General features: G+C 57.6%; 18 protein-coding genes and 1 tRNA gene. 14 read left to right on the top strand and 5 right to left on the bottom strand.

Annotated elements, in window-relative coordinates; all coding sequences use genetic code 11:
• Positions 1 to 195: 195 nt before the first annotated feature.
• From HBN54_RS20335 to HBN54_RS20325, 3 genes are all read right to left on the bottom strand, one after another.
• A tRNA-Ala gene (locus HBN54_RS20335) sits at positions 196 to 269 on the bottom strand.
• Between the two features lie 184 nt (positions 270 to 453).
• Positions 454 to 3,654, bottom strand: coding sequence for a TonB-dependent receptor (locus tag HBN54_RS20330; protein ID WP_168675068.1), 3,201 nt, complete (start codon positions 3,652 to 3,654; stop codon positions 454 to 456).
• Positions 3,655 to 3,802: 148 nt separating this feature from the next.
• Complete coding sequence (locus HBN54_RS20325; protein WP_235955627.1) at positions 3,803 to 4,384, bottom strand: C40 family peptidase; 582 nt, start codon at positions 4,382 to 4,384, stop codon at positions 3,803 to 3,805.
• 89 nt (positions 4,385 to 4,473) lie between these two features.
• Here HBN54_RS20325 and HBN54_RS20320 point away from each other — a divergent pair, with 89 nt between their 5' ends.
• Entirely contained in the window at positions 4,474 to 5,895 is a 1,422-nt protein-coding gene (locus HBN54_RS20320; RefSeq protein WP_168675066.1) for an FAD-binding oxidoreductase, read from the top strand.
• A 138-nt stretch (positions 5,896 to 6,033) separates the two neighbouring features.
• Here the strand turns inward: HBN54_RS20320 and HBN54_RS20315 are convergent, their stop codons facing one another.
• Positions 6,034 to 7,689: an amidase gene (locus HBN54_RS20315; protein WP_168675065.1), complete on the bottom strand. Its 1,656-nt coding sequence runs from the start codon at positions 7,687 to 7,689 to the stop codon at positions 6,034 to 6,036.
• 201 nt (positions 7,690 to 7,890) lie between these two features.
• Positions 7,891 to 8,325 (bottom strand): acyl-CoA-binding protein, encoded by a 435-nt coding sequence (locus HBN54_RS20310; RefSeq protein ID WP_168675064.1) that lies wholly within the window; start codon positions 8,323 to 8,325, stop codon positions 7,891 to 7,893.
• A gap of 208 nt (positions 8,326 to 8,533) precedes the next feature.
• Here HBN54_RS20310 and asnB point away from each other — a divergent pair, with 208 nt between their 5' ends.
• The 13 genes from asnB (at position 8,534) to HBN54_RS20245 (ending at position 24,574) form a co-directional block, all read left to right on the top strand.
• Positions 8,534 to 10,438, top strand: coding sequence for an asparagine synthase (glutamine-hydrolyzing) (asnB, locus tag HBN54_RS20305; protein WP_168675063.1), 1,905 nt, complete (start codon positions 8,534 to 8,536; stop codon positions 10,436 to 10,438).
• Positions 10,439 to 10,466: 28 nt separating this feature from the next.
• A complete protein-coding gene (locus HBN54_RS20300) occupies positions 10,467 to 12,020 on the top strand; it encodes a glycosyltransferase family 39 protein (RefSeq protein WP_168675062.1) in 1,554 nt (517 codons plus the stop codon).
• Between the two features lie 143 nt (positions 12,021 to 12,163).
• Entirely contained in the window at positions 12,164 to 13,504 is a 1,341-nt protein-coding gene (locus HBN54_RS20295; RefSeq protein ID WP_168675061.1) for a UDP-glucose dehydrogenase family protein, read from the top strand.
• A 128-nt stretch (positions 13,505 to 13,632) separates the two neighbouring features.
• Positions 13,633 to 14,589 carry a UDP-glucuronic acid decarboxylase family protein gene (locus HBN54_RS20290; RefSeq protein WP_168675060.1) on the top strand — a complete coding sequence of 319 codons (957 nt, stop codon included), beginning with the start codon at positions 13,633 to 13,635 and terminating at the stop codon, positions 14,587 to 14,589.
• An 8-nt stretch (positions 14,590 to 14,597) separates the two neighbouring features.
• On the top strand, positions 14,598 to 15,020 hold the full coding sequence (locus HBN54_RS20285) for a sugar 3,4-ketoisomerase (protein ID WP_168675059.1): 423 nt from the start codon (positions 14,598 to 14,600) through the stop codon (positions 15,018 to 15,020).
• Entirely contained in the window at positions 15,002 to 15,961 is a 960-nt protein-coding gene (locus HBN54_RS20280; protein WP_168675058.1) for a hypothetical protein, read from the top strand. The genes HBN54_RS20285 and HBN54_RS20280 overlap by 19 nt, the downstream gene beginning before the upstream one ends.
• Positions 15,962 to 15,992: 31 nt before the next feature.
• Entirely contained in the window at positions 15,993 to 17,090 is a 1,098-nt protein-coding gene (locus tag HBN54_RS20275; protein WP_168675057.1) for a DegT/DnrJ/EryC1/StrS family aminotransferase, read from the top strand.
• A gap of 143 nt (positions 17,091 to 17,233) precedes the next feature.
• Positions 17,234 to 18,163, top strand: coding sequence for a glycosyltransferase family 2 protein (locus HBN54_RS20270; protein WP_168675056.1), 930 nt, complete (start codon positions 17,234 to 17,236; stop codon positions 18,161 to 18,163).
• Between the two features lie 111 nt (positions 18,164 to 18,274).
• Entirely contained in the window at positions 18,275 to 19,075 is an 801-nt protein-coding gene (locus tag HBN54_RS20265) for a WbqC family protein (RefSeq protein ID WP_235955626.1), read from the top strand.
• Positions 19,072 to 20,013, top strand: a complete 942-nt coding sequence (locus HBN54_RS20260) for a glycosyltransferase family 2 protein (protein WP_317170257.1) — start codon at positions 19,072 to 19,074, stop codon at positions 20,011 to 20,013. The genes HBN54_RS20265 and HBN54_RS20260 overlap by 4 nt, the downstream gene beginning before the upstream one ends.
• Entirely contained in the window at positions 20,006 to 20,680 is a 675-nt protein-coding gene (locus HBN54_RS20255) for a PglD-related sugar-binding protein (RefSeq protein WP_168675054.1), read from the top strand. Before HBN54_RS20260 ends, HBN54_RS20255 begins: the two co-directional genes overlap by 8 nt.
• A 111-nt stretch (positions 20,681 to 20,791) precedes the next feature.
• The gene (gene rffA / locus HBN54_RS20250) at positions 20,792 to 21,922 is read left to right on the top strand and encodes a dTDP-4-amino-4,6-dideoxygalactose transaminase (protein WP_168675053.1); all 1,131 of its coding nucleotides are present in this window, start codon (positions 20,792 to 20,794) and stop codon (positions 21,920 to 21,922) included.
• An 876-nt stretch (positions 21,923 to 22,798) separates the two neighbouring features.
• Positions 22,799 to 24,574, top strand: coding sequence for an ABC transporter ATP-binding protein (locus tag HBN54_RS20245; RefSeq protein WP_168675052.1), 1,776 nt, complete (start codon positions 22,799 to 22,801; stop codon positions 24,572 to 24,574).
• Positions 24,575 to 24,594: the final 20 nt, after the last annotated feature.

Raw genomic sequence — 24,594 nt, 5'->3', positions numbered from 1 at the left:
CCTGTTGAAATGCTCATGTCCGAAAGCTACTACCCGCCCACAAAAAAAGCGCCGACCTACTGGCCGGCGCTTTCTGAGTTTTGGGTAAGGACAAGCGAAATACTTCCGGGGGCATTTTTTATAAACTCAAACCTGGAATAAAGAAAAAGCCCATTCAGGAAACTGAACGGGCTTTTTCTTTATTCACTTCTTCAGTGGAGAATATCGGAGTCGAACCGATGACCTCTTGCATGCCATGCAAGCGCTCTAGCCAACTGAGCTAATCCCCCTGATTTTTGTTTTACCACCGTGCCATTTGCGCTTTGGTTTGACAAAAGTACAGCCATTTTGCGGTTTGGCAAGTGCTGAGCGTACTTTTTTCTGTTATTCAACACAACGCTCAAACAATCAGGCACAAAAAAACGGGCAGGAATTTCTTCCTGCCCGTTTCAGCGTTAAATGAAGCGAGGATGCTTAGTTGAAGGTGTAGCGAACCCCCAACTGCCCCTGCCAGCGCGAGAGGAAAGGAGAGATGGTATATGGAATACCAGCCGTTGCATAGGAAGCAGGGAACGAGAAGGTCGGCTGTACGCCAGGACCAGTCGATTCTACTTTCAGCAATTCCACTGCGTTGTTCGATACGGCGTACTGACGGCCCCAGTCGTTGTTGAGCAGGTTGCCAACGTTGGTAACGTCGAAGGTGAGCTGGATGCTGTTCTTCTTGCCACCGGCCATGAAGTAGATGTCCTGCGCCAGGCGCATGTCAATCTGGTGCGTCCAGGGCAGGCGGGCGGCGAAACGCTCGGCCACCTGGCCGCGGTGCGTGCTCAGGTAAGGGTCGTTGTTGATGAAGGCGTCAAGTTGATTCTGCACTTCGGCCAGCGTACGCGTGTCGCCGGAAGGTACCACCAGGCGGATTTGGCTGGGGTCACGCACATCGGTAGGAATGTAGAGCAAGTCGTTGCCGGTGCTGCCGTCACGGTTCAGGTCACTGTTCTGACCGGAGATGTAAGTCAGCGGCGCGCCCGACAGGCCTTCGTAGAACATGGTAAGGGTGGTGGCCAGCTTATCGTTGGCGTAACGGAAGGTGTAGCCAGCGCTGGCGATTACGCGGTGGCGCTGGTCGTTGCGCGAGTAGCCAATTTCCGGGTTGTTGGGGTCGAAACCTACCTGGTTGAAGCCAAAGTTTGACGAAGCCGTGCTGCTGATGCCGCTGTTGATTTCCTTGGCTACGCCATAGGTGTAAGCTGCCGTGGTGTTCAGGCCGCTCAGGAAGCGTTTCTGCAACTGGAACGACGCGTTATAGCGGTAGCCCTGGCTGGTGTTGGCAAGCAGGTACACGTTGGTGTAGCGGGAGTCAACGCGGCGCAGTGCGGTCGAGTTGGCATATACCGGGCGCTGGTCGGGGCCAGCAAGACGACCAACCGGGGCGGTCAGGTTGATGTCCTGATAGTAGATGTCGTTGAGCGTCTTGGAGTAGATGCCTTCCAGCGTGGCAACAATGTCACCGGGCAGACGGAAGTCTACGGCCAGGTTGGTGCGCCATACCTGCGGCAACTTGAAATCGTTGCGCGTCAGGTTAATCTGCGAAGTAGCCACCGGCGAATAAGGTGCCGTGGTGTACACCTGCTGGATATCGGCCGAAGCAAGCGGGATAGAAGGCAGGAAAGTGTTGGTAGGAGCCGTCTGGCTCACGCCGCCCTGAATCAGGCCACTGTTGGTGTAGCTGTTGGAAATCCACACGAACGGCACACGGCCCGAGAAGATACCCGTACCGCCGCGCACCTGCACTTTGGCATTGTTATCCACGTCCCAGTTGAAGCCAATACGGGGCGACCACAGCAGCTGGCCGTTGGGCGTGTTGGTGGTTTTGTATTCGCTGCCGAATCCTGGACGGTTAGCATCTACAGCCGTGTTTAAGGCCACATTGTCGCCGGGCTTGTTGATAAATACCGGTACATCGAGGCGCAGGCCGTAGGTCAGGCGCAGGCTTTCAACGGGCGTGTACTCATCCTGAACATAAAAACCGAGCTGAGCCGCTTTGAAGGTAGCTTCGCCTTTGTCGGCGGTGGGGTAGCTGGACGTTACGCTGGTGGCTTTGCCCTGCTCAAAGTTAGCAATCGAGGTGAAGGTGTAGTAGCCAGCCCCGTTGTTGAGGAACAGGTTGCGGAACTTGAAGCCTTCGTTGTGCGTGCCAATCGTGAGGGTGTGTTTACCGAACGCCTTGGTCAGGTTGTCCGTCACTTCCACAATGTCCTGGTCGAGCTGGTTGGCTACCGAGCTACGCTCCTGGCCTATGTTGTAAGTAATGCCGGCATCGGAAATCTGGAAAGCCGGGCCGGCCTGGCCTACTACATCGCGCGAATCGCGGATGGCGGTGTAAGTCAGAATCAGCTTGTTGGAGAAGCCACCGGCGAAGCGCGAGTTTAGTTCGGCCACCGTGCTGTTGCTCATGTTGCTGAACTTATACGCGTTGTTGCCGAAGCGAATGTTGTTGGCCGTACGGCTAATGTTGTCGTCAAACGCCTTTACGAAGTTGTGACGCAGCGTAAGGGTATTATTTTCCGACAGGTTAAAGTCCAGACGAGCAAAAATCTTGTTGCTCTCGGTGCGGCGCGTAATGTCGCCATACGAGCCTACGTCATAAAAACCGTAGCGCGAAGTGTTGGCTGCCGTAGCAATGCGCTGCAGGTTGGCAATGCTGGCCTGCGAGTCGCCGGTGCCGGGCACAAAGCCGAGTGGCGTGTTGTTGCGGGCAATTTCTCCGTTCAGGAAGAAGAACATTTTGTTCTTCACCACGGCACCACCCACCCGGAAACCCGTCTGGTAGTTCGAAAACTGGTCGGCTTTCACGCGGGGTTCGGTCACGCTCTTGCCAATCGTGTTTTGGTTGCGGCCGAAACCGTAGATGGAGGCCGACAAATCATTGCTGCCCGAACGCGTGATGGCGTTCACGCCCGCGCCGGTGAAGTTGCCTTGGGTCACATCGTACGGAGCCAGCACCACCTGAATCTGGTCGATGGCATCGAGGGCGATGGGGTTGGTGCCTGCCTGGCCGCCGGGAGTGCCCGAGCCGGCAAGACCAAACACGTCGTTGTTCACGGCGCCGTCGATGGTGATGTTGTTGTAACGGTTGTTGCTGCCGCCAAACGACGAGCTGCCACCACCGTTAGCCTGGGGCGTGAGGCGGGTGAAGTCGTTGAGCGAACGGTTCAGCGTGGGCAGCTGGTTAATCTGGTCGCGGCTGATGTTGGTTTCAGCGCCAGTGCGGCCGGCGTTGATTATCCGGTCGCGGGTGCCGCTTACCGTTACTTCGTTCAGCTGCGTGGTAGCGTCATTCAGTTGCAGGTCGAGGCGCTGGTTCTGGCCCAGGGCCAGGTTGATGCCTTCCCGAAGAACGTCCTGATAGCCTACAAAAGTTACTTTCACTGTGTAGGGACCGCCTACGCGCATGCCTTGGATGTTGAAGCGGCCATCGGAGTTGGTGGGCGCTACATACTGCGTGTTGGTGGGGGTATGAACGGCAATTACGGTGGCACCGGGCAGGCCCGCACCGGTCTTATCGGAGATAACTCCGCTCATAGCTGCTGTGGTCGCGCCTTGGCTCCAGCCCAGGCGGGCCGTCAGGAGCATCAGCGCCAGCAGTAGCAAGTGGCGTAAACGTAAATTATTCATGTTGAAAAAAGTTGGTGGAAACAGTGAGCTTTGTAAAAGCGGGACAAAGGTACGACGGAGCAGAAAAGGTCAATATTACGTAAATTTTACCATTGATTAATATCGCCCAAATCAGTTGTTTGGCTGGCAAAGATAATGGGCTAATACCTTATAGGCGGGGCCGCACGGCCCGAATAAACCGGCTGAGGTAATAATCAGACTCCAGACTGTTCTCCACGACGCCCAGCGAAGTTGAGGCGTGGATAAAATCGACGCCATCGTCGTCGGCTACGGTCACCATTCCCACGTGGGTGATGGTGCGGCTGCCGGGCGAACCCCCAAAAAATACTAAATCGCCGGGCCGTAAATCAGTGGATTTCACGGGGTCGCCCCACACGGCCTGCTCATTGGACGAGCGCGGAATAGTGACACCAGCCTCGCCAAAAGATAATTGCAGCAGGCCCGAGCAGTCGAGGCCCAGGCGCGTGGTGCCGCCGTATAGATAAGGCGTGCCCTGGTAGGAGCGAGCGGCCTCAATCACGGAGGCCAGGGTGCCGGTGGCGCTGCCCGCGCGGGCAGGGCGCTTGGTTACCACTTTGGTTTTGGCGCCGTTGGGGGCGGCCCGCACGACCTTGGATTTGCCGGTCGGGCTCACCCGGCCGCCCTTTTTCAGGCGCACCATTTCGCGGGCCGAGCGGTATTGGCCGTCGCGATAGTTAAGCTTGCGGTGGCAGCTGGCTAACAAGACCAAAGTCAGCAGCAGCAGCGGTAGTATCTTCGTTGTCACCCTCCCCATCGGCCGCAAAGATAGTTTACACGGCCTTTCCAGCTTGACCGCTCATGAATTTTAACGCCCTTACCCCCGAATTAATTGTTGCCTTCGAGGCCATCGTCGGCCCGGCGCACGTTCTCACGGCCCAGCGCGCCGAAGCGACGGCCACCGCCGATGCCTACGCCGACTACGGCCGCGACCACACCGAAGACCTTCATTTTGCGCCCGATGTGGTGCTGCGCCCCGCCGATGCCGACGAAATCAGCCGGATTATGCGCCTGTGCCACGAGCACCGCATCCCCGTCACGCCGCGCGGAGCGGGCACCGGCCTGAGCGGCGGCGCGCTGCCCCTGCACCACGGCGTGGTGTTGAGCACCGAGCGGCTCAACAAGATTATCCAGATTGACGAGCGCAACCTGCAGGCCACCGTGGAGCCCGGCGTAGTGAACGAGGCGTTTCAGAACGCCGTGAAGGAAGTGGGCCTGTTTTACCCGCCCGACCCGGCCAGCAAAGGCAGCTGCTTTCTGGGCGGCAACCTGGCCCACAGCAGCGGCGGCCCCAAAGCCGTGAAATACGGCACTACCCGCGACTACGTGCTGAATCTGCAGGTGGTGCTGCCCACCGGCGAAATTATCTGGACGGCCGCCAACACCCTCAAAAATTCCACCGGCTACAACCTCACCCAACTCATGGTGGGTTCGGAGGGCACGCTGGGCATCATCACCAAAGTGGTGTTCCGGCTCCTGCCGTTCCCGCAGCATAATATTCTGATGCTGGTACCCTTCCGGCAGGTAGCGCAGGCGGCGGAGGCGGTTTCGGCCGTGTTCCGGGCCGGCATCATCCCCTCGGGCATGGAGTTCATGGAGCGCGAAGCCATTGCCTGGTCTTCGGATTATTTGAAAATTCCGCTCACCCTGCCCGAGGATATTCAGGCTCACCTGCTCATCGAGCTCGATGGCCAGGACCTGGACCAGCTTTATAAGGAAGCCGAGCAGGTGTACGGCGTGCTGGAGCACTACGATGTAGGCGAAATCCTCCTCGCCGATACAGCCGGCCAGAAGGACGACCTGTGGAAGATTCGCCGCAACATCGGCAATTCGGTGCGCTACAATTCCGTGTATAAGGAAGAAGACACCGTGGTGCCCCGCGCCGAGCTGCCCACGCTGCTCAAAGGCGTGAAGGAAATAGGAGCCCGCTACGGTTTCAAAACCGTGTGCTACGGCCACGCCGGCGACGGCAACCTGCACGTCAACATCATCCGCGGCGACCTAGACGACGAGATGTGGAACGTGGGCCTGCGCCAGCCCATCTCCGAAATTTTCGAGCTCTGCGTAAAGCTCGGCGGCACCATTTCCGGCGAGCACGGCATCGGGTTGGTGCAGAAAGGCTACATCGGCATCGCCCTGAAAGAAGCTAATTTGAACCTGATGCGCGGCATCAAAGGCGTGTTCGACCCGAATGGCATTCTGAACCCGGGGAAGATTTTCTAAGTGCCATCTGTCATCCTGAGCGCAGCGAAGGACCTTATCACGCGTGAGCCCTTGGTAGAAATACCACACGGACGCATACGTGATAAGGTCCTTCGCTGCGCTCAGGATGACAGACGCATATTCCTTATTAAAAAGGTTTTACGCCTGCACCGTCGGTAAAAGCTTCGGGGCTGCCCGTTTGTGCGTGGCTTGCTCATAGGCATAGCCCAGCGCCAACAGCAGCCCTTCCTGATATGCCGAGCCCACAAACGACAGGCCCACCGGCAGCCCCAGCACCTGCCCCATGGGCACGGTGAGGTGCGGGTAGCCCGCCATGGCCGCCGGCGACGAAAAATCGACGCCCGTCGAGTAGTCGCCGTTCACCCAGTCGATGCACCAGGCCGGGCCGGTGGTCACGCCGATAATGGCGTTGAGCTGCTGGGTTTTCAGCAGGCCGTCGATGGCCTGGCTGGCTCCGGTCACGGTTTTTTGCACGGCAGCTTTGTATTTAGGGTTATTCAGCCCGTCGGTAGCTTCGGCCCGAATGAGGGTTTCCTGCTGGAAAAACGGCATGGCCTCGGCGGCGTGGGCCTTGTTGTATGCGATAACATCGGCCAGATTTTTCATGCTGGCCCCGGCGTTGGCCAGGTACTTATTCACGCCGTCCTTGAACTCATAGAGCAGCACCTCAAATTCGGCCTCGCCCAGCGGGTTGACCAGCTTGTTCAGCTCTACTTCTACAATGGTGGCGCCCTGGGCCTTTAGCGCGGCCACGGCTTCTTTCAGCAGGGCAGCCACGGCGGGCGGGCCGTTGAGGTGGGATTTTTCCACGCCCAGGCGCTGGCCTTTCAGCGCATCCGGCTTGAGAAAAGCCGTGTAGTCGGTCAGTCTGCCCTGGGGAATGGGCAGCCGGGCCGGGTCAGCCGGGTCGGGGCCGGCCAGCGCGCCCAGCAAAATAGCCGCGTCGCGCACGGTGCGGGCCATGGGGCCGGCCGTATCCTGCGTGCTCGAAATCGGGATGATGCCGCTGCGGCTCAGCAGGCCCACCGTGGGTTTGAGGCCCACCAGGCCATTCACCGCCGATGGCGACACCACTGAGCCATCCGTCTCAGTCCCAATGGCTATGGCACATAAATTGGCCGATGCTGCGGCCCCCGAGCCCGAGCTGCTGCCGCTGGTGCTACGGTCCAGCGCGTAGGGGTTGCGCGTTTGGCGGCCCCGGCTGCTCCAGCCGCTTACCGAGTGCGAGGACCGGAAATTGGCCCATTCGCTCAGGTTAGTTTTGCCCAGCAGCACGGCCCCGGCGGTCCGTAGCTTCTGCACGATGAAAGCATCCTGCTTCGCTTTGTGCCCAATGAGCGCCGCCGCCCCGGCCGTGGTCATCATCTGGTCGCCGCTATCAATATTATCCTTAATTAGGACCGGAATGCCGTGCAGCGGGCCGCGCAGCTTGCCGGCCTTGCGCTCCTTATCGAGGCCGTCGGCAATGGTGAGAGCATCGGGATTGGTTTCGATAACGGCGCGCAGCATCGGCCCGGCCTCATTCAGGGCCTTAATGCGGGCCAGGTATTTTTCGCTCAGGCTGCGGGCGGTTTCGGTGCCCTTGGCCATGCGGTCCTGTAAATCGGCCACGGTCAGCTCCTGCAACTCGAAATTGTCGGCCGCGCCGGTGCCCGCCGTTGCTTCCGCCGCCGGAGCGCCGGCGGGCGCATCAGCGGTGGGCTTGTCGGGCGTGGTCTGGCAGGCCACGGCGGGCAGGAGGGCGGCCGTGAGGGCCACGCGGGTACTTTGGTTGAGGAAAAGTCGACGGTCCATAAAGCGCAAAAACAGAGTAGGGGAGTAGCGGCCAGCTGCCGCCGGGTGGCAATAATACTGCCCGCCGGGAGCCCGACAACTATCGCCGTACCAACAAGTTTCTGGCCGGGCGTTTTCGGGTCAAAACAAAAGCCAATCCCGTGAGGAACTGGCTTTCGCTATACCAATAGGATGAGGGTAATACCCTTTGAATAGAGCAGCTTATTTCGCCTGCTGGTCTTTCAGCTTGTCCTCGCCGCCATAAGGCGTGCCGGCCTTTATATCGCCGCGCAGCCCGCCGTGGTCGGTGGTGCTGGGGGCGCCGGTCTGGCCGTCGGTGGGTACTTCGCTGGCTTCCGTGGCCGGTTTGGCGGCACCGGTTATTTCGGCCGTTTTGGCGATGTAGCGCTGCTTGGCTTCTTCTTCCGGCACGCCTTTAAACTGGTTCCAGGAGTCCCACTGGGCCTGCGAGAGGCCGGCGGGCCCATTTGCCTGGTCGGCGGCGGTAGCGTCTACTTCGTCACTTTTCATGTTGACGTCGCCTTCGGTGGCCTGCTTATACAACCCGTAAAGCTCGGTCATGTGCTGGGCAGCTACGTCGCCGGGGAGGTTATTTACTTGCTGGGCCGCAGCCTGAAATTGCTCGTTGATGTCCATGGGGAGGGCTGAAAGAATGGTTGATTAATTGGTGCAAGGGGAGGAGTAGTCCGCCTGGCGGTGGGGAATAACGTTTTTGGGAAAGGCAGAATTGAAGGCCGGTTGGCCCACAAAATCCGCGAAATTCATTGAATCCAATAAATCCGCGGTTCAGACAATACCACGAGGCTGGCCTTTAGGTTGCGGGGTCGTACTTTTGCGGGCGACTATGTGTGGAATAACTGGAGTATTTGCCTTTACGGAAACAGGTCGTCAGTCGCTGGCCAACCTGCAAGCGTCTACCGACGCCATCATTCGCCGCGGACCCGACTCGGAGGGCCACTTCGTCTACGACCAATGCGGTCTGGGCTTCCGCCGGCTGGCCATCCTCGACCTTTCGGCCGACGGCAACCAGCCGATGACCGACGCGTCGGGGCGCTATACAATCGTTTTCAACGGCGAGATATTCAACTACCGCGAGCTGCGCGAAAAGCTGATTAAGCGCGGCTGTACCTTTCATTCCCAGACCGATACGGAGGTTATCCTCCAGCTCTACATCACCGAGGGCCGCAGCTTTATCAAAAAGCTGAACGGCTTTTTCGCCTTCTCCATCTACGATAAGGAGGAAAACTCGCTGCTCATCGCTCGTGACCGATACGGCGTGAAACCCCTGCTCATCTACCGCGACGAGGACAAGCTGTTTCTGGCGTCGGAGATGAAGTCGATGATGGCCCTAGGCGTGCCGCGCAAGCTTGATTTCGTGGCCCTGAGCCAGTATTTGCAGCTCAACTACATCCCCGGCCCCGCCAGCATTTTCAAGGGCGTGAAGAAGATGCTGCCCGGCCACTACCTGTATATCAAGAACAACAAGGTGGTGGGCAAGGCGTGGTACAAAATTCCCTACGACCCCAAAAAAGTCGCTAAAAACAAGCTCACCTACGAGCAGCAGCAGCACAAGCTGGTCGACCTCATGGACGGGGCCGTGCAGCGCCGCCTCGTGGCTGATGTGCCCCTCGGCGCTTTCCTCAGCGGCGGCATCGACTCCAGCGTGATTACCGCGCTGGCCGCCCGCCACACGCCGCATCTCAACACGTTCAGCATCGGTTTCAAAGACGAGCCCTTCTTCGACGAAACCAAGTACGCCAACCTCGTGGCCGCCCGCCACAAGACCAACCACACGGTTTTCTCGCTCACCAACGACGACCTCTACGAGCACATCCACAGCATGCTGGATTACTTGGATGAGCCGTTTGCCGACTCCTCGGCCCTGGCCGTGTACATCCTCAGCCAGCGCACCCGCCAGCACGTCACCGTGGCCCTAAGCGGCGACGGGGCCGACGAGATGTTCGGCGGCTACAACAAGCACATGGGCGAGTTCAAGGTGCGCCAGGGCGGTGTGAAGGCCGAGGCCGTCACGGCCCTGGGCTTCGTATGGGACGCGTTGCCCAAGTCGCGCAACAGCTTCTTTGGCAACCGCGTGCGGCAGCTCCAGCGCTTCTCGCGCGGCATGACGGCCGGCGTGAAAGACCGGTACTGGGACTGGGCCAGCTTCGCCTCGGCCACCGATGCCAACACCCTGCTCAGCGCCGCCAGCCGCCGCAAGGTGGGCAAGAAAGCCGCCGCCAAGCGCCGCAAGGACATTCTGGAGCACCTGCACGCCGACGGTGACCTCAACGAAGTGCTGCTCACCGACATGACCCTGGTGCTGCCCTACGACATGCTCACGAAAGTGGACATGATGAGCATGGCCAACTCGCTGGAAGTGCGCACACCCTTCCTCGACTACAAAGTGGTCGATTTCGCCTTTTCCATCCCCGTTACCAGCAAGGTGGACGCCACGATGAAGAAGCGCATCGTGCAGGACGCTTTCCGCGCCGAGCTGCCCGTTGAGCTCTATGACCGTCCCAAGCACGGCTTCGAAGTGCCCCTGTTGAAGTGGATGCGCGGCGAGCTGCGCAGCCTGATTGAGGACGACCTGCTGCGCGACGACTTCATCGAAGCCCAGGGCATTTTCGACGTGCAGGCCATCGGCGCCCTCAAAAAGCAGCTGTTCTCGCGCAGCCCCGGCGATGTGCACGCCCGCATCTGGGGCCTCATCGTCTTCCAGACGTGGTGGAAGCAGTACATGGCCTAAGTTATTGATACCGAATTCTCTCTGGTGTTTGCGCCATTGGTGGCACCAGGTGGGCCGGCCGCAACGGCTGGCCCTTTTAGTTGGTGTGCTGGTCACCTTGGCGCGCCTCAGCCTGATTGGCAAAGGCACCATGGCCTTCGTGGATGAGTCGCGCTACATCAACGCCATGCTGGGCCTGCGCGCCCTCGGCGAAGGCCACGGGCAGGAATTTCTGCGCTACATCAACTCCATGGGGGCCCGGCCCGGCGATGGCATCTGGCGGGCCATCCCGGGGCTGGGCCAGGCCATCCTGCTGCTTGTCTTCGACCTGAACCCCAATGCCCCGCCCTCGCTGCAAGTACCGCAGGCGTTCAACGTGCTCATCGTGAGCCTAAATGCGTTGCTTCTGTACCGTATCTACCGCCGCTTTTTTAGTGTCGGCCTGGCGCTGTTGGGCCTCGCCCTGTACTCGAGCCTGGTGAATACCAACCTCTATCTGCGCCACCTGCTGCCCTACGACCATTCGCTATTCTTCTTTTTTCTGGCGCTTCTGGTGCTGCTTCGACCAAGGGCAGTCCTTAGCAGTCGTTTTCAGGTAATTATTGGCGTAATGGGTGGTGTCAGCTACACCATTTATCCCGGCTATTTCATGGCCCCTTTATTACTGCTGGCTCTGGCGCTGCTGGCAAATTTCGAGGCTACTCGCAACGGTTGGCTGCGTTCGCTGAAACCGTTCGTTGCGCAATTGGCCGGCATGCTGGCGGTATTGCTGGCCTTCGAAGGCTTGGCCCGGCTGGGCGATACTTCGTACTGGGCCAGCAGCCGCTATATTGCCACCACGGTCACCCAGGGCAGCTTTGATGAGGGGTTTAGCTTCATCGGCAGCTATTTTCGGCAGGTGGAAGGCTGGCTCGGCATAAGCCTATTGGTGTTGTTCGGGGTGGGGTGGGGGCTTAGTGTGCGGTTCTATTCATCAGCCGATGTTTCCGGTGCTGAACGAGGGCTGGCGTGCCTGATTACGGCCGTCCTTTTGGGCTGGTTGGGCTATGCCCTGGTGGTGCAGGTGGGCCATAAGCTGGTGTTTTATGGCCGTACGCTGCACTTTTTTGTGCCTTTCATCATCATGGGCGCGCTGGTGGCCTTGCGCGCCGCTGGCCGCACGGTGCAGTCCCGCGCCTGGCTCTATTGGGGTAGTGGCAGCATTGCTTTAGGGCATTTCGGGGTTTTCCTGATTGGCTACTTGGCCGTCGACTATCCCTGCGATGTCGCGTATCGCGCGGGCATCTTTGATTACCAGCAGATTGCCGCCAGCCCGGTGAGTGTGTGCGACGAGCACCTGATGTCCTACCGGCTATTCGGTCCGCGCCTGCGCCGCCAGCTCACGCAAAAGCACGCTACGCCCGCTTTTCAACTATTGAATTTCGCTTACCTCTATCCCGTCACCTGTTATCGTGCCGTGCACCTGCGCCCCGGAAAAGTTGTGGCCGATGTGCCTTACTTCATGAAGTATCCGGCATACCAGTTTGAAGGCCACAGCGCCCGGCAGCGAGCTATTCTGCAAAATTATGAAGTTGATTTTCAAATTGTAATAAGTGTTAAATAGTTCATAATCAGTGGTTGTAAGAAAGTATTCTCCTGCTTATTCTTTGGCATAAGGCTAAGCGGTGGCCTAGAGTTTCGGTGGAGTGGGCCGTAAGGACCTAAATTTGCTCAATTAATTATTAATCTCTGCGCATTCCGCATCTTATGAAAATAGCAGTTGTAGGCACCGGCTACGTCGGTTTGGTAACGGGTACGTGCTTTGCCGAAGTGGGCATTGAGGTAACGTGCATTGACATCGACCAGAAAAAGATTGACAATCTTCACCAAGGTATTTTACCGATTTACGAGCCGGGCTTGGAGGAGATGGTGACCCGCAATGTGGAAAAAGGGCGCTTGCACTTCTCCACTAATCTGGCCGAAGCCATAAAAGACTGCGATGTGGCCTTTATTGCGGTGGGCACTCCGCCCGGCGAAGACGGCTCGGCTGACCTGAAATACGTGCTGGCCGTGGCTCGCGGCATTGGCGAGAACATGAACAGCTACGGCGTCATCGTCACCAAAAGCACAGTGCCCGTGGGCACGGCCGCCAAAGTGCGCGCCGAAATCGAGCAGGCCCTGGCCAAGCGCGGTGCAAATGTTGAATTCGACGTGGCTTCCAACCCCGAGTTTCTGAAAGAAGGAGCTGCCATCGACGACTTCCTCAAGCCCGACCGCATTGTGGTGGGCGTGGCCTCGGAGCGCGCCGAAGAGGTGATGACTAAGCTCTACAAGCCCTTCCTGCTCAACGGCCACCCGATTATCTTCATGGATATCCCGTCGGCCGAAATGACGAAATACGCGGCCAACTCCATGCTGGCCACCAAAATCAGCTTCATGAATGACGTGGCCAACCTGTGCGAAATCATGGGGGCCGACGTGAATATGGTGCGCCGCGGCATTGGCTCCGATGCCCGCATCGGCACCAAGTTTATCTACCCTGGCATCGGCTACGGCGGCTCCTGCTTCCCCAAGGATGTGAAGGCGCTCATCAAAACCGCCCAGGAAAACGGCTACGACATGCAGGTGCTCCGCGCTGTAGAAAGCGTAAACGAAGACCAGAAATCGGTGCTTTTCAACAAGGTCAGTAAGCACTTCGGCGGCGACCTGCGCGGCCTGAAAATTGCCGTATGGGGCCTGTCCTTCAAGCCCAAGACCGACGATATGCGCGAAGCACCTTCGCTGGTTATCATCGAAAAGCTGCTGGCCGCCGGTTGCACCGTCACCGCCTACGACCCCGTGGCCATGCCCGAAGCCAAGCACTCGCTCGGCGAGAGCATCACTTACGCCAAGGACGAGTTCGATGCGCTGATTGACGCCGACGCCTTGCTCATCGTGACGGAATGGCCCGAATTCCGGGTGCCCAACTTCAACGTAGTGTCGCGCCTGATGAAGCAGCAGGTCATTTTCGACGGCCGCAATATCTACGAGCCCGCCGAAATGAAAGCGTTGGGCTTCGTATACCACTGTATCGGCATCAAAACCGACCATAAGGAGCCGGCTGCTTAATAACAAGTCTGTCATCCTGAGCGCAGCGAAGGACCTTATTGCGGCTGCACTTTTCAGGATTACTATTTACCCGAGCGGCGCGGACGTGATAAGGTCCTTCGCTGCGCTCAGGATGACAAAAGCATTTTATGACCAATACTTCCGAAGAAAAAAAGCGTGTCCTTATCACCGGCGGTGCCGGTTTCCTGGGCTCGCACCTCTGCGACCGGTTCCTGAAAGAGGGCTATCAGGTAGTGGCGATGGACAACCTGATTACGGGTTCGCTCCAAAACATCGAGCACCTTTTTGGCCGGCCCGATTTTGAGTTTCATCAGGCCGATGTGAGCAAGTTCGTGTTCGTGCCCGGCAAACTGGATTATATCCTGCACTTTGCCTCGCCGGCCTCGCCGATTGACTACCTCAAGATTCCGATTCAGACCCTGAAAGTGGGCTCACTCGGCACGCACAACCTACTGGGCCTGGCGCGAGTGAAAGGTGCCCGCATGCTGATTGCCAGCACCTCGGAAGTGTACGGCGACCCCGAAGTTCACCCCCAGGTGGAGGAGTATTTTGGCAACGTGAACCCCGTAGGACCCCGTGGCTGCTACGACGAAGCCAAGCGCTTCCAGGAGGCCATTACCATGGCCTACCACAACCACCACGGCTTGGAAACGCGCATCATCCGCATTTTTAACACCTACGGCCCACGCATGCGTCTCAATGACGGCCGCGTATTGCCCGCTTTCCTCTCACAGGCCCTGCGCGGCGAGAATCTGACCGTGTTTGGCGACGGTATGCAGACCCGCTCGTTCTGCTACGTGGACGACTTGGTGGAAGGTATTTACCGCCTGCTGCTCAGCGACTACCACCTGCCCGTAAACATCGGCAACCCCGATGAAATCACTATCAAGGAGTTCGGCGAAGAAATTGCCCGCCTCACCGGCGTCGAGTTCAAGCCGACCTTCCAGGCCCTACCCGAAAACGACCCCATGAAGCGTAAGCCCGACATCACCAAAGCCCGCGAAATCCTGGGCTGGGAGCCCAAGGTCGACCGCGCCGAGGGCCTGCGCCGCACGCTGGAGTATTTCAAAGAACACGTTAAATAGCGTTTCCGATGGCCGATTATCCTGCCCCCCACCTTATCGAGTTTCCCAAGCTGGGGGGACCGGGCATTGGCTACATTTCGGTGGGCGAAAACGCCAAGGACCCGCTGCCCTTCGCGGTGCAGCGGGTCTTCTGGACGTATTACACGCCGGAAAGCATCGTGCGGGGCCGCCATGCCCACCACCGCACCGAGCAGGTACTAGTTGCCGTGGCGGGCCGCATCATCGTCACTACGGAAATGGCCGACGGCGACATTCAGCTCTTTCGACTCGAAGACCCCAATGTGGGCCTGTATGTGCCGCCTTCTGCCTGGCATACCATGCAGTACTCGCACACGGCAGTGCAGCTTGCCCTAGCTTCTCAGCCGTATGCGGAGGATGATTATATTCGTGATTACGAAGCGTTTCGTCAGCAATGGGCACCCAAAGCCTGAGCCCGTTCGTGGCTGCCCGCCGCGCTGAGCTAGCCTATTATTCACCCTATTACTTTCTGCGGCAGCTCGCTGCTGAGCATCAACAGGAACTGTTTGGCACCGGGGCCGCCACCCGCTGGCAGCAGGAGGCCGGAGCGGAAATTGTTGCGGCTGCCTCTGGCGACGTGCAATGGCTGCTCCAGCACCTGACCTGGGATTCGGGCTACTTCAATGCGCCGATGTACCGGCTGTTCACTGCTTTGTTCGATGGAATGACCAGTCCGACCCAGATGACGCAGGCTGCTACTGAGCTGCGCCAGCGGCTGGCCGCCCGGCATGGAGCTGTTTACTATGCTTTCAGCGTGGTTCCGGCCGAGGATATTCGGCTGTTGCAGGCCCTCACCGGGGCCGGCTGGCAATTGGTGGAAACCCGCCTGACTTACTACCGCGACCAACTCCCGTCTTTCGACTATCCACGCTACTCGGTTCGCCCGGCTGCGGTAGGGGAGGCCGCCCTCGTTGGTCAGGTAGCGGCTACCGCTCGCAACGCTTACGACCGTTTTCATGCCGATTCTTGGTTTGGCACTGCGCGAGCCGATGCCTACCTGGCCCGCTACGCCGAAAACACGGTAGCTGCCGGCCTGGCCGATGTGGTGCTGGTGCCTGACCAGCCCGATTTGCCAGTCGATTCTTTCTTGGCCATTAGCGACCTTGCTCATGATGCGCACGCATTGGGAACAGCCCTTTCGCGGGTGTTGCTTACGGCCGTGGGCCCGGCCAACCGCGGCTGGCACGTAAAGCTGATGGCCGAAACCGTGCGCCGTGCCCAGGCTGCCGGCCACGAAGCCGTGCTCATGACCACGCAGGCCACCAACCACGCCGTATTTCGGTCCTGCGAGAAGCTGGGCTTCCGGCTGGGGGCCACCAGCCATGTGCTGGCCTGCAATGGACTGATGGATTGATTATTACCCGCTACCAAGTACTCCTACTCCGATGAATATTCCTTTCCTGAGCTTTGAGCCCCAGCATGCCCCGCTGCGCGATGCCATGACCGCCGCCTTCAGCCGCGTCTACGATTCCTACTGGTACGTGCTGGGCGAAGAAGTAAAGCAGTTTGAGCGGGAGTATGCCGCATTCAACCAAGTGGCGCACACCGTGGGCGTGGCCAACGGCCTCGATGCTTTGGTGCTGGCCCTGCGCGTGCTGGGCGTAGGCCCCGGCGACGAAGTAATCGTACCCTCAAACACCTACATCGCCACCTGGCTGGCCGTGACGCAGGTAGGCGCCACGCCCGTACCCGTTGAGCCCGACCCCGCGACCAGCAACCTCGACCCGGCTCGCATTGCCGCTGCCCTCACGCCGCGTACCCGTGCCATTATGCCGGTGCACCTCTATGGGCAAGCCTGCCGCATGACGGAAATTATGGCCCTGGCCACGCAGCACAACCTCTACGTGGTGGAAGACAATGCACAGTCGCAGGGAGCGGCTTTCGCGGGCGGGCTCACCGGCAGCTTCGGGCACTTGAATGGCACCAGCTTCTACCCCGGTAAAAACCTGGGTGCCCTCGGCGATGCCGGGGCCGTGACCACCAACGATGCCGCCCTGGCCCACAAGGTGCAGGTGCTGCGCAACTATGGCTCACAGCAGAAATACTACAACGAAGTAGTGGGCTACAACTCCCGTCTCGACGAGCTGCAGGGGGCTCTGCTCCGTGTGAAGCTGCCGCACCTGCCGGAATGGACGCGCCAGCGCCAGCAGGTGGCCGCCTGGTACGACCAACACCTGGCTGGAATCCCCAACCTGCACCTGCCGGCCGTGGCCGAGGGTGCCACCCACGTCTACCACCTCTACGTGGTGCACACGCCCCAGCGCGCCGCCCTGCAGCAGCATCTCACGGCCCAGGGCATCGGCAGTCTGATTCACTACCCTGTGCCGCCTCATTTGCAGCAGGCGTATCAGGCGCTTGGCTTTGCGCCCGGCAGCTTCCCCATTGCCGAGGAGCTGGCCAATACCTGCCTAAGCCTGCCCATGTGGCCCGGCATGACCGAAGCGCACGTTGCCGCTGTGGCCGATGTCATTCGGGCATTCTAGTGCGGTATCAGTACCGTGGACCCTGCGAGTCCGCGTGGTGAACTACATGCTGCGCGTACTCGCAGAGTCCACGGTACGCTAACCGGCTGCCTTTAAAGTTATGCCGAACGCGCCCGCGCGGTTCCAATCAATCTACCCCTTCCATGCCTAAGCTCTCTGTCATCGTTCCCTGCTACTTCAACGAGGATAATATTCCGGTGACAACCCGCGAGCTGGTGGCGAACGAAGCAAATTTCGCGCCCGAAGTCACGTTCGAGTACATATTCGTGAACGATGGCTCCGGCGACGACACCCTGGGGGCCCTGCGGCGGGCGCAGGACCTGTACCCCGGCCGCATTCGCATCGTGGATTTGGCCGGCAATGTGGGCTCCTACAACGCCATCGTGGCCGGCATGGCCTATGCCACCGGCGACTGCCTGTCCGTCATCACCGCCGACCTGCAGGACCCCCCCGAGCTGATGGTGGAGATGTACGGCTACTGGCAACAGGGCATTAAGCTGGTCATCGGCAACCGCCAGGGCCGGGAAGATACCGGCCTGTCCGTGGCCATGGCCAAGCTGTTTCATTGGCTGATGAAGAACCTGGCCCTGAGCAACATTCCCGACGGTGGCTTCGACTTCGTATTTTTCGACCGGCAGGTAGCCACCGAGGTGCTAAAGCTGCACGAGCGCAACTCCAACGTGTTCTACCTCATGGTATGGCTGGGCTTTGCCTACGTCAACATCCCCTACACCCGCCGCAAGCGGGAAATCGGCAAGTCGCGCTGGACGCTTTCCAAAAAAATCAAGCTGCTGGTCGATTCGCTGCTGGCATTCTCTTTCGTGCCCATTCGGGCCATTTCCGTACTGGGCCTGGGGTTGGGATTAATTGCCCTCGTTTACGGCCTCTATGTGATTGCCCTCAAAATTGCCAGTCCCGACGAGCCCGCCGGCTGGACCACGCTCATGGTCGTTATGCTCTTCGTATCAGCTTTTCAGATGATTGCGCTGGGGGTAATTGGCGAGTACGTGTGGCGTGGGCTGGACGCATCTCGCAAGCGGCCGCTATATGTGGTACGGGAGGTTTATTCCTGAGTTGATAACATGCATATATTTTTGACTATTAGTTATTTGTTAAGTGTATAGTGCTGCTGATTACCTGGCGTTCAAGCCTTGGTGATTGACTAATGCGAACTATTCATAGCTATGCTGCAGGCTTCAGCATTACATTCTTACCTAACTTTGCCAGCGTTATACCAACCTGTTTCTGCTTTGCTCGAGATGACCATGCCCAAAAAAGTTGCCATTCTTCAGTCGAATTATATTCCCTGGAAAGGCTACTTTGATATGATAAATGCAGTCGATGAATTTATTTTCTACGACGAAATGCAGTACACGAAGAATGACTGGCGTAATCGAAATAAAATTAAGACTCCGCAAGGGAGTGCTTGGTTGACTGTTGCGGTAAGACAGGAGCATTTGCACCAAAAAATTAACGAGACCGAAGTGTTTGACCCTAAATGGGCAGTTAAACACTGGCGTACATTGGCTCAGACTTATGCGAAAGCGCCTTACTTCTCGCAATACAAAGCCGAGTTGGAAGCCATTTATAATACGCCTGATTTCACTAATCTGAGTCAGATTAACGTTACCCTTATTCGTGCTATCTGTGGCTGGCTTGGTATTACAACAAAGCTGAGCTGGTCGACGGATTATGAGCTTATCGAAGGCAAAACGGAACGGCTGGTACAGTTGGTGCGCGATGCCGGGGGGACCAGTTACCTTTCAGGGCCTGCTGCCCAGGACTATTTAGATACGTCCTTGTTTGACCATGCTGGCATAGATGTTAGCTGGATGGATTACAGTGGCTATCCGGAATATCGCCAATTAGGAGCGGCTCCTTTCGAGCATGGAGTGACAGTGTTGGATTTGTTGTTTAATACCGGCCCTAATGCCCCACAGTATATGAAAACCTTTGCGCCACAGGCTGCGGTGCCTGTGTTGTGATAGTTGGTGTGCCGCAATACTCAGTGGTAGTGCCTACTTACCGAGGGCAGGATACCATACGCCCATTGGCTCAGCAGATTGACACATTCTTCCGGAGTGCGGGGCTGAGCTATGAGCTTATTTTTGTGAATGATTGCGGCCCGGACCAGTCGTGGCAGGTGATGCAGGCTTTGCAGCAGGAACTGGGGGCCGACCTGGTGAAAATCGTGCGCCTGGCCCGAAACTTCGGCCAGCACAATGCCCTGATTTGTGGCTTTGCGCACGTTCGTGGTCAGTTCATCGTTACCATGGACGAAGACTTACAGCACAGCCCGGCCGATATCGGCCGGCTGATTGCGGCCCAGGCTGCCGGCAATTTTGACGTGGTATACGGCAAGTACGAAATGCTACAGCACTCCGGCTTTCGCAACGTTACTTCCACGTTGCTCAAAAAGCTGTTAAGCGCCAGCATTCCCGACCTGCACGCCGACTACACGGCCTTTCGGCTGATTCGGACCAGCATTGCCCGGCACTGCCTGCAAATGCGCAATTCCTACACGTTTCTGGATGGGTATCTTACCTGGATAACGAGCAATGTTACCAGTGTGTTTGTAACGCACAGCGAACGAGCCGCCGGCCAAAGCTCATACACGGTGCGCAAATTAATCGAGCATTCCATCAACATTTTCGTTACGTTCTCCGACCTGCCGGTTCGCATATTTTCGGCAACTGCAGTGGGAATATTCTTCCTCACAACGTGCTACGCCCTCTACGTACTGGTTCGAAAGCTGCTTTTTAACGACTTGAGCGCCGGCTTTCCTACGCTGGCCATTCTGTTGGGCTTCGGAGTGGGCATCATCCTGTTGGGCCTGGGTATTCTGGGGGAGTATATCCATCGTATCAACCTGAAAACCACCCGTCGTCCCATCTTCGTTGAGGCCGAAACGAGCAATGAATAAGCCAGGCCTCACGTCCAGCGCCGACGTTCGGGTTGCCATCATCGGGGCCGGAGCCCTGGGGCAGCAGGTGGCGCAGCACTTGCACCAAACTGCCGGCTGGGCCGTGACCGGTTTCTTCGATGATTTCGCGGCTCACGCTACCGTCACTCCTCACGGCACGGTACTGGGCCGGGTCGAAACGATTGAAGCGGCATTCGCGGCGGGCACTTTCGATGCCCTGCTCATGGGCATCGGCTACAATCACCTCGCCGTTAGGCAGCAGTTGTTTGAGCAATTGGTGGCGCGGGTGCCCTTTGCCACCTTTGTTCATCCGGCCGCCTACCGGGATAGTAGCGCGATGGTAGCTCCCGGCTGCTTCGTGTCGCCGGGTTGCATTCTGGATTTGAACGTGCACCTCGGCCCGAACACCTTTTTGTATCCGGGCTGCGTCGTGGCGCATGATACCACGATTGTTGGGCATTCTTTTCTGGCCCCAGCGGTGCGTTTGGCCGGGCACGTCACGGTGAAGCCCCGTTGCTTTCTGGGTATAGGTACCACTGTCATTGATGGCCTGGAATTGGGAGAGGATATTCGGACGGGTGGGGGAGCAACCGTTGTGCATCACCTCACTACACCTGGAACCTATGTAGGTACTCCGGCCAGAAAAACGCTTCCCATCGGCAAATAGTCTGCCTTTTATCGGAAAAACAAGCGCCAAGTCAACACTTGGGTGAGTCTGCCTTTTCTGATGGTTTAAAAGCACCGGACGTAACTTTGCCCCAAATTACAAGCTTAGCTAATGCAGTACGCCATCCCTTTTAACAAGCCCTATCTTTCCGGGAATGAAGCCCGGTACATCGAAGAAGCCGTTCGCTCCGGCAAGATTTCCGGCGATGGCATCTTCACCAAGCGCTGCCATACGTTCTTTGAGCAGCAGCTGGGGTTTCAAAAGGTGCTGCTTACGACTTCCTGCACCGATGCCTTGGAACTGGCGGCGCTGCTGCTCGACCTGCAGCCCGGCGATGAGGTAATTATGCCCTCCTATACGTTTGTGAGTACCCCCAATGCCTTTGTGCTGCGCGGGGCCAAAATCGTATTTGCCGACAGCACCGCCGAGAATCCCAACATGGATGTGGCCACGCTCGAAAGTTTGGTTACGCCGCGCACCCGTGCCATTGTGCCGGTGCACTACGCCGGCATTGCCTGCGACATGGATGCCATTATGGCCGTGGCCGCCCGCCACAACCTGACCGTGGTGGAAGATGCCGCCCAGGCCATCGACAGCTTCTACAAAGGCCGGCCGCTGGGCACTATTGGTGCGCTGGGGGCTTTCTCCTTCCACGAAACCAAGAACATCACCTCGGGCGAGGGTGGAATGCTGGCCATCAACGACAAGCAGTATGCCAGCCGCGCCGAAATAATCCGGGAGAAGGGCACCAACCGCTCATCGTTTTTCCGGGGCGAAGTTGATAAGTACGGCTGGGTCGAAGTGGGTTCCAGCTTCCTGCCGTCTGACATTATCGCCGCCTTCCTCTGGGCCCAGATTGAGAACATGGCCATTATCCAGCAGCGCCGCAAGGACATCTGGGAGCGTTACTATGCCGCGCTGCAGCCCTTGGTGGCGCAGGCCGTGGGCCTGCCTATCGTGCCCGATTATGCTACCAACAACGGCCACATGTTTTACCTCGTGTGCCGCGACCTGGCCGAGCGCAGTGCCCTCATCACGCACATGCGCCAGCTGCAAATCTCGCCGGTATTTCATTACCTCTCGCTGCACAAAAGCCCTTTCTACGCCGATAAGCACGACGGCCGCGAGCTGCCCTGGGCCGACCATTACACCGATTGCCTCGTGCGCCTGCCCCTCTATCACGAGCTTGATGAAAACTTGCAGCAGCGCGTGATTGATGGCGTGTTGAGCTTCTATAAATAGGCTTATCCGGACTTGTTTTATGCATCTGGCTAGCGCAGCGCAGTTGGCGCTGCCTGCCGGTGGGTTTGGCCCATGGTTGCGCTGGCCGCGCTGGTATGGGTACTGCTCCGTTGCTTAGCCACTACTGATGAGGGTTTCTGCGTCCTGAATGGATGGTAGCTGGTCGAATAGGAAAACAGTTTTTTTGCGTTTTACCTCATTGCAGCCAGCGTACTGGGCTTCACCAACGCATCAGTATTTAGCGCTTGGAGCGGTTCTTTGGTTAGGATGCATGATAACCGCAGTGGTTAACTCGGTTTTTTGCGTCCCGCTCGGTTATCCAGTTCGTCGTTACTTGGGTGATGGCTCCAACGGCCTCGCGGGTTTCGGGCCTGAGCCCTTTGTAACCATTTTTGGAGGTTGCTGAAGGTGAAGCAATGGAGTTGAAGCCGGGCTAATAGGGCGACATGCAACGTAGCCGTGCCCTGCGGACTCCGACGGGTTCGGCTAGGCCGGCCGGCCAGCTTGTGGCTAGGTTATCGAGCACGACGCCGGACCCGTATGTATGCAATAAGGCTTCATGCAGTAAGCCAAGCCTAATTATTAGTGTCATGACTGTCAAGGTTTTATAATCGGATGCTGGGTTTGTCCGCTTGCTGGGTAATTGCCTCACCGGTTTCAACTGCATCGAGCATCTGGTCCAATGTACCAGCCCACATTTTTCCAAAGCATGCATCCCGTTGGGCACAGTTGCGTATCAGCCCCAAGAAAAGGCCCATGGTTAGTACAACAGTTGTAAACTTATTGCCGTTTGCCGCACCTGCTAAGAAGTCCAGCCTTATGATTTATGCTTAACTTTGTCACTTAATGGCATACGCGCTTATGCTGGTTTAACTTATGGTATCAGGTATTATTTCTTATTCGCTACGGAGCGTTTCCTATTATCTGAATTCAAAGCAGAAGCGGCAGGCTGTAGTTCAGTTTAGTTTACTGTTGCTTTCCTCGGTGCTCGATGTGTTCGGACTGGCAACTCTGGTTCCGGTATTGCTCGTGGCGGCCGAGCCGGGCGGTGTTCAACACAGCCGTTTCTTCAATCCCATTTATCATGGTCTGGGATTTACATCGGAACGCACCTTTCTGGTCGCCCTGATTGCTGCACTTTTGGTGTTCTTTCTATTAAAAAATGTCTTCAGCACTTGGATTAACTATCTCCAAGCCCGTTTTACAGCTGATGTAGGTCTGAGCATCGTTCGAAGCCAACTGCGGAAGTATCTGCATTTGCCTTTCTGGAATTTTGCTGATTTAGGCTCAGCAAAGCTCATCAACAGTACATTGCAAGTGCCCAGCACCTACGTCAATATGGTGTTGCGCCCCTTGTTTGTGTTCTTTTCGGAACTCACGGTCATCATTGTTATTGCTGTAGCAATTCTCGTATATAAGCCGGTGCTTATAGCCGTGCTGATAGTTGTACTGGCTCCCGCTACCTTGCTCACTTACCGGGCATTAAGAACACGTTCTCAGGCCATCGGCAATCGGCTGAATGAGCTGCGGCCGGCTTCTTTTAACATTATTGGCGACCTATTCTCGGGCTTTGTCGAGCTAAAGCTGGCCAACCGTCAATCCCTTTTTGCTGAGCGCCTGCTCAACAACCAATCCACCGTGCAGGACCTCGATGCCGAGTCTTACCTATACTCGCTGCTACCGGTTCGCGTGATTGAGATGGTAGCTATTTTGGGGGTGTTTACTATTATCCTATACTCCCTCTTTGGCCCCGCTGGCAGCGGGGGACTCATCGCGCTGGTAGGCATGTTTGCGGCCGCCGCTTATCGCCTTATGCCTTCTGTCAATCGCATGCTCATGGCAATGGTTCAGATAAAGCAAAACCAATACACGATTGAGAACCTAGAGCTATTCCGCGAATCGGAATTCAATGAAATGCCGCCTGTCGAGCAGCTGCCGCTTCACTTTGGCCGTGAGCTCGCCTTAAAGCAGGTTACCTATCGGTTCCCAAGCCAGCCGACCGGCGACGCACCGGCTCTACAGGATATTACCCTGCAAATCCAGCGCGGTGAGAAAATTGGGTTTATCGGAGCGTCAGGTTCCGGCAAAACTACGCTTATGAACGTTTTGCTGCGCTTTTACCGCGAGCAGCTCGGCCAGGTGCTGGTTGATGGTCAGCCACTTACGAATCAGCACTTAGCAGCTTGGTATGAGCTGGTAGGCTATGTTAAGCAGGACACTTTCCTGATGGAGGCCACCATTCAAGACAACATCACGCTGGGTGCCCCGGCTGCGGAAGTGCACGTCGACCGCCTGCGATATGCGGTAGAGCAAGCCTCCCTAAGCGAGTTTGTAGCCAAACTGCCCGAGGGGCTGCATACCTTTATCGGCGAGCGGGGTTCCAAGCTTTCGGGTGGCCAGCGGCAACGCATTGGCATTGCGCGGGCACTATATAAGCAGGCGGAAATCCTGCTGCTGGACGAAGCTACCAGTGCCTTAGACAACGAAACGGAGCGGGAAGTAAACGAGGCTATTACGCGCCTGACGCACACCGACATAACCATTCTCATCATTGCCCACCGCCTCACCACCCTCCGCGAATGCGACCGTATCTACGAGTTGCGGGATGGGCGTATTGTGGCCGAGCGCCAATATGCCGAACTGGTGCATTAGCGCCACGCGCTTAGCTTGAA

This window comes from Hymenobacter artigasi (assembly GCF_012275535.1).
Taxonomy (GTDB): domain Bacteria; phylum Bacteroidota; class Bacteroidia; order Cytophagales; family Hymenobacteraceae; genus Hymenobacter; species Hymenobacter artigasi.
Note: the sequence above shows the minus strand (reverse complement) of the source record. Positions and strands in the feature narration are given on the sequence as shown.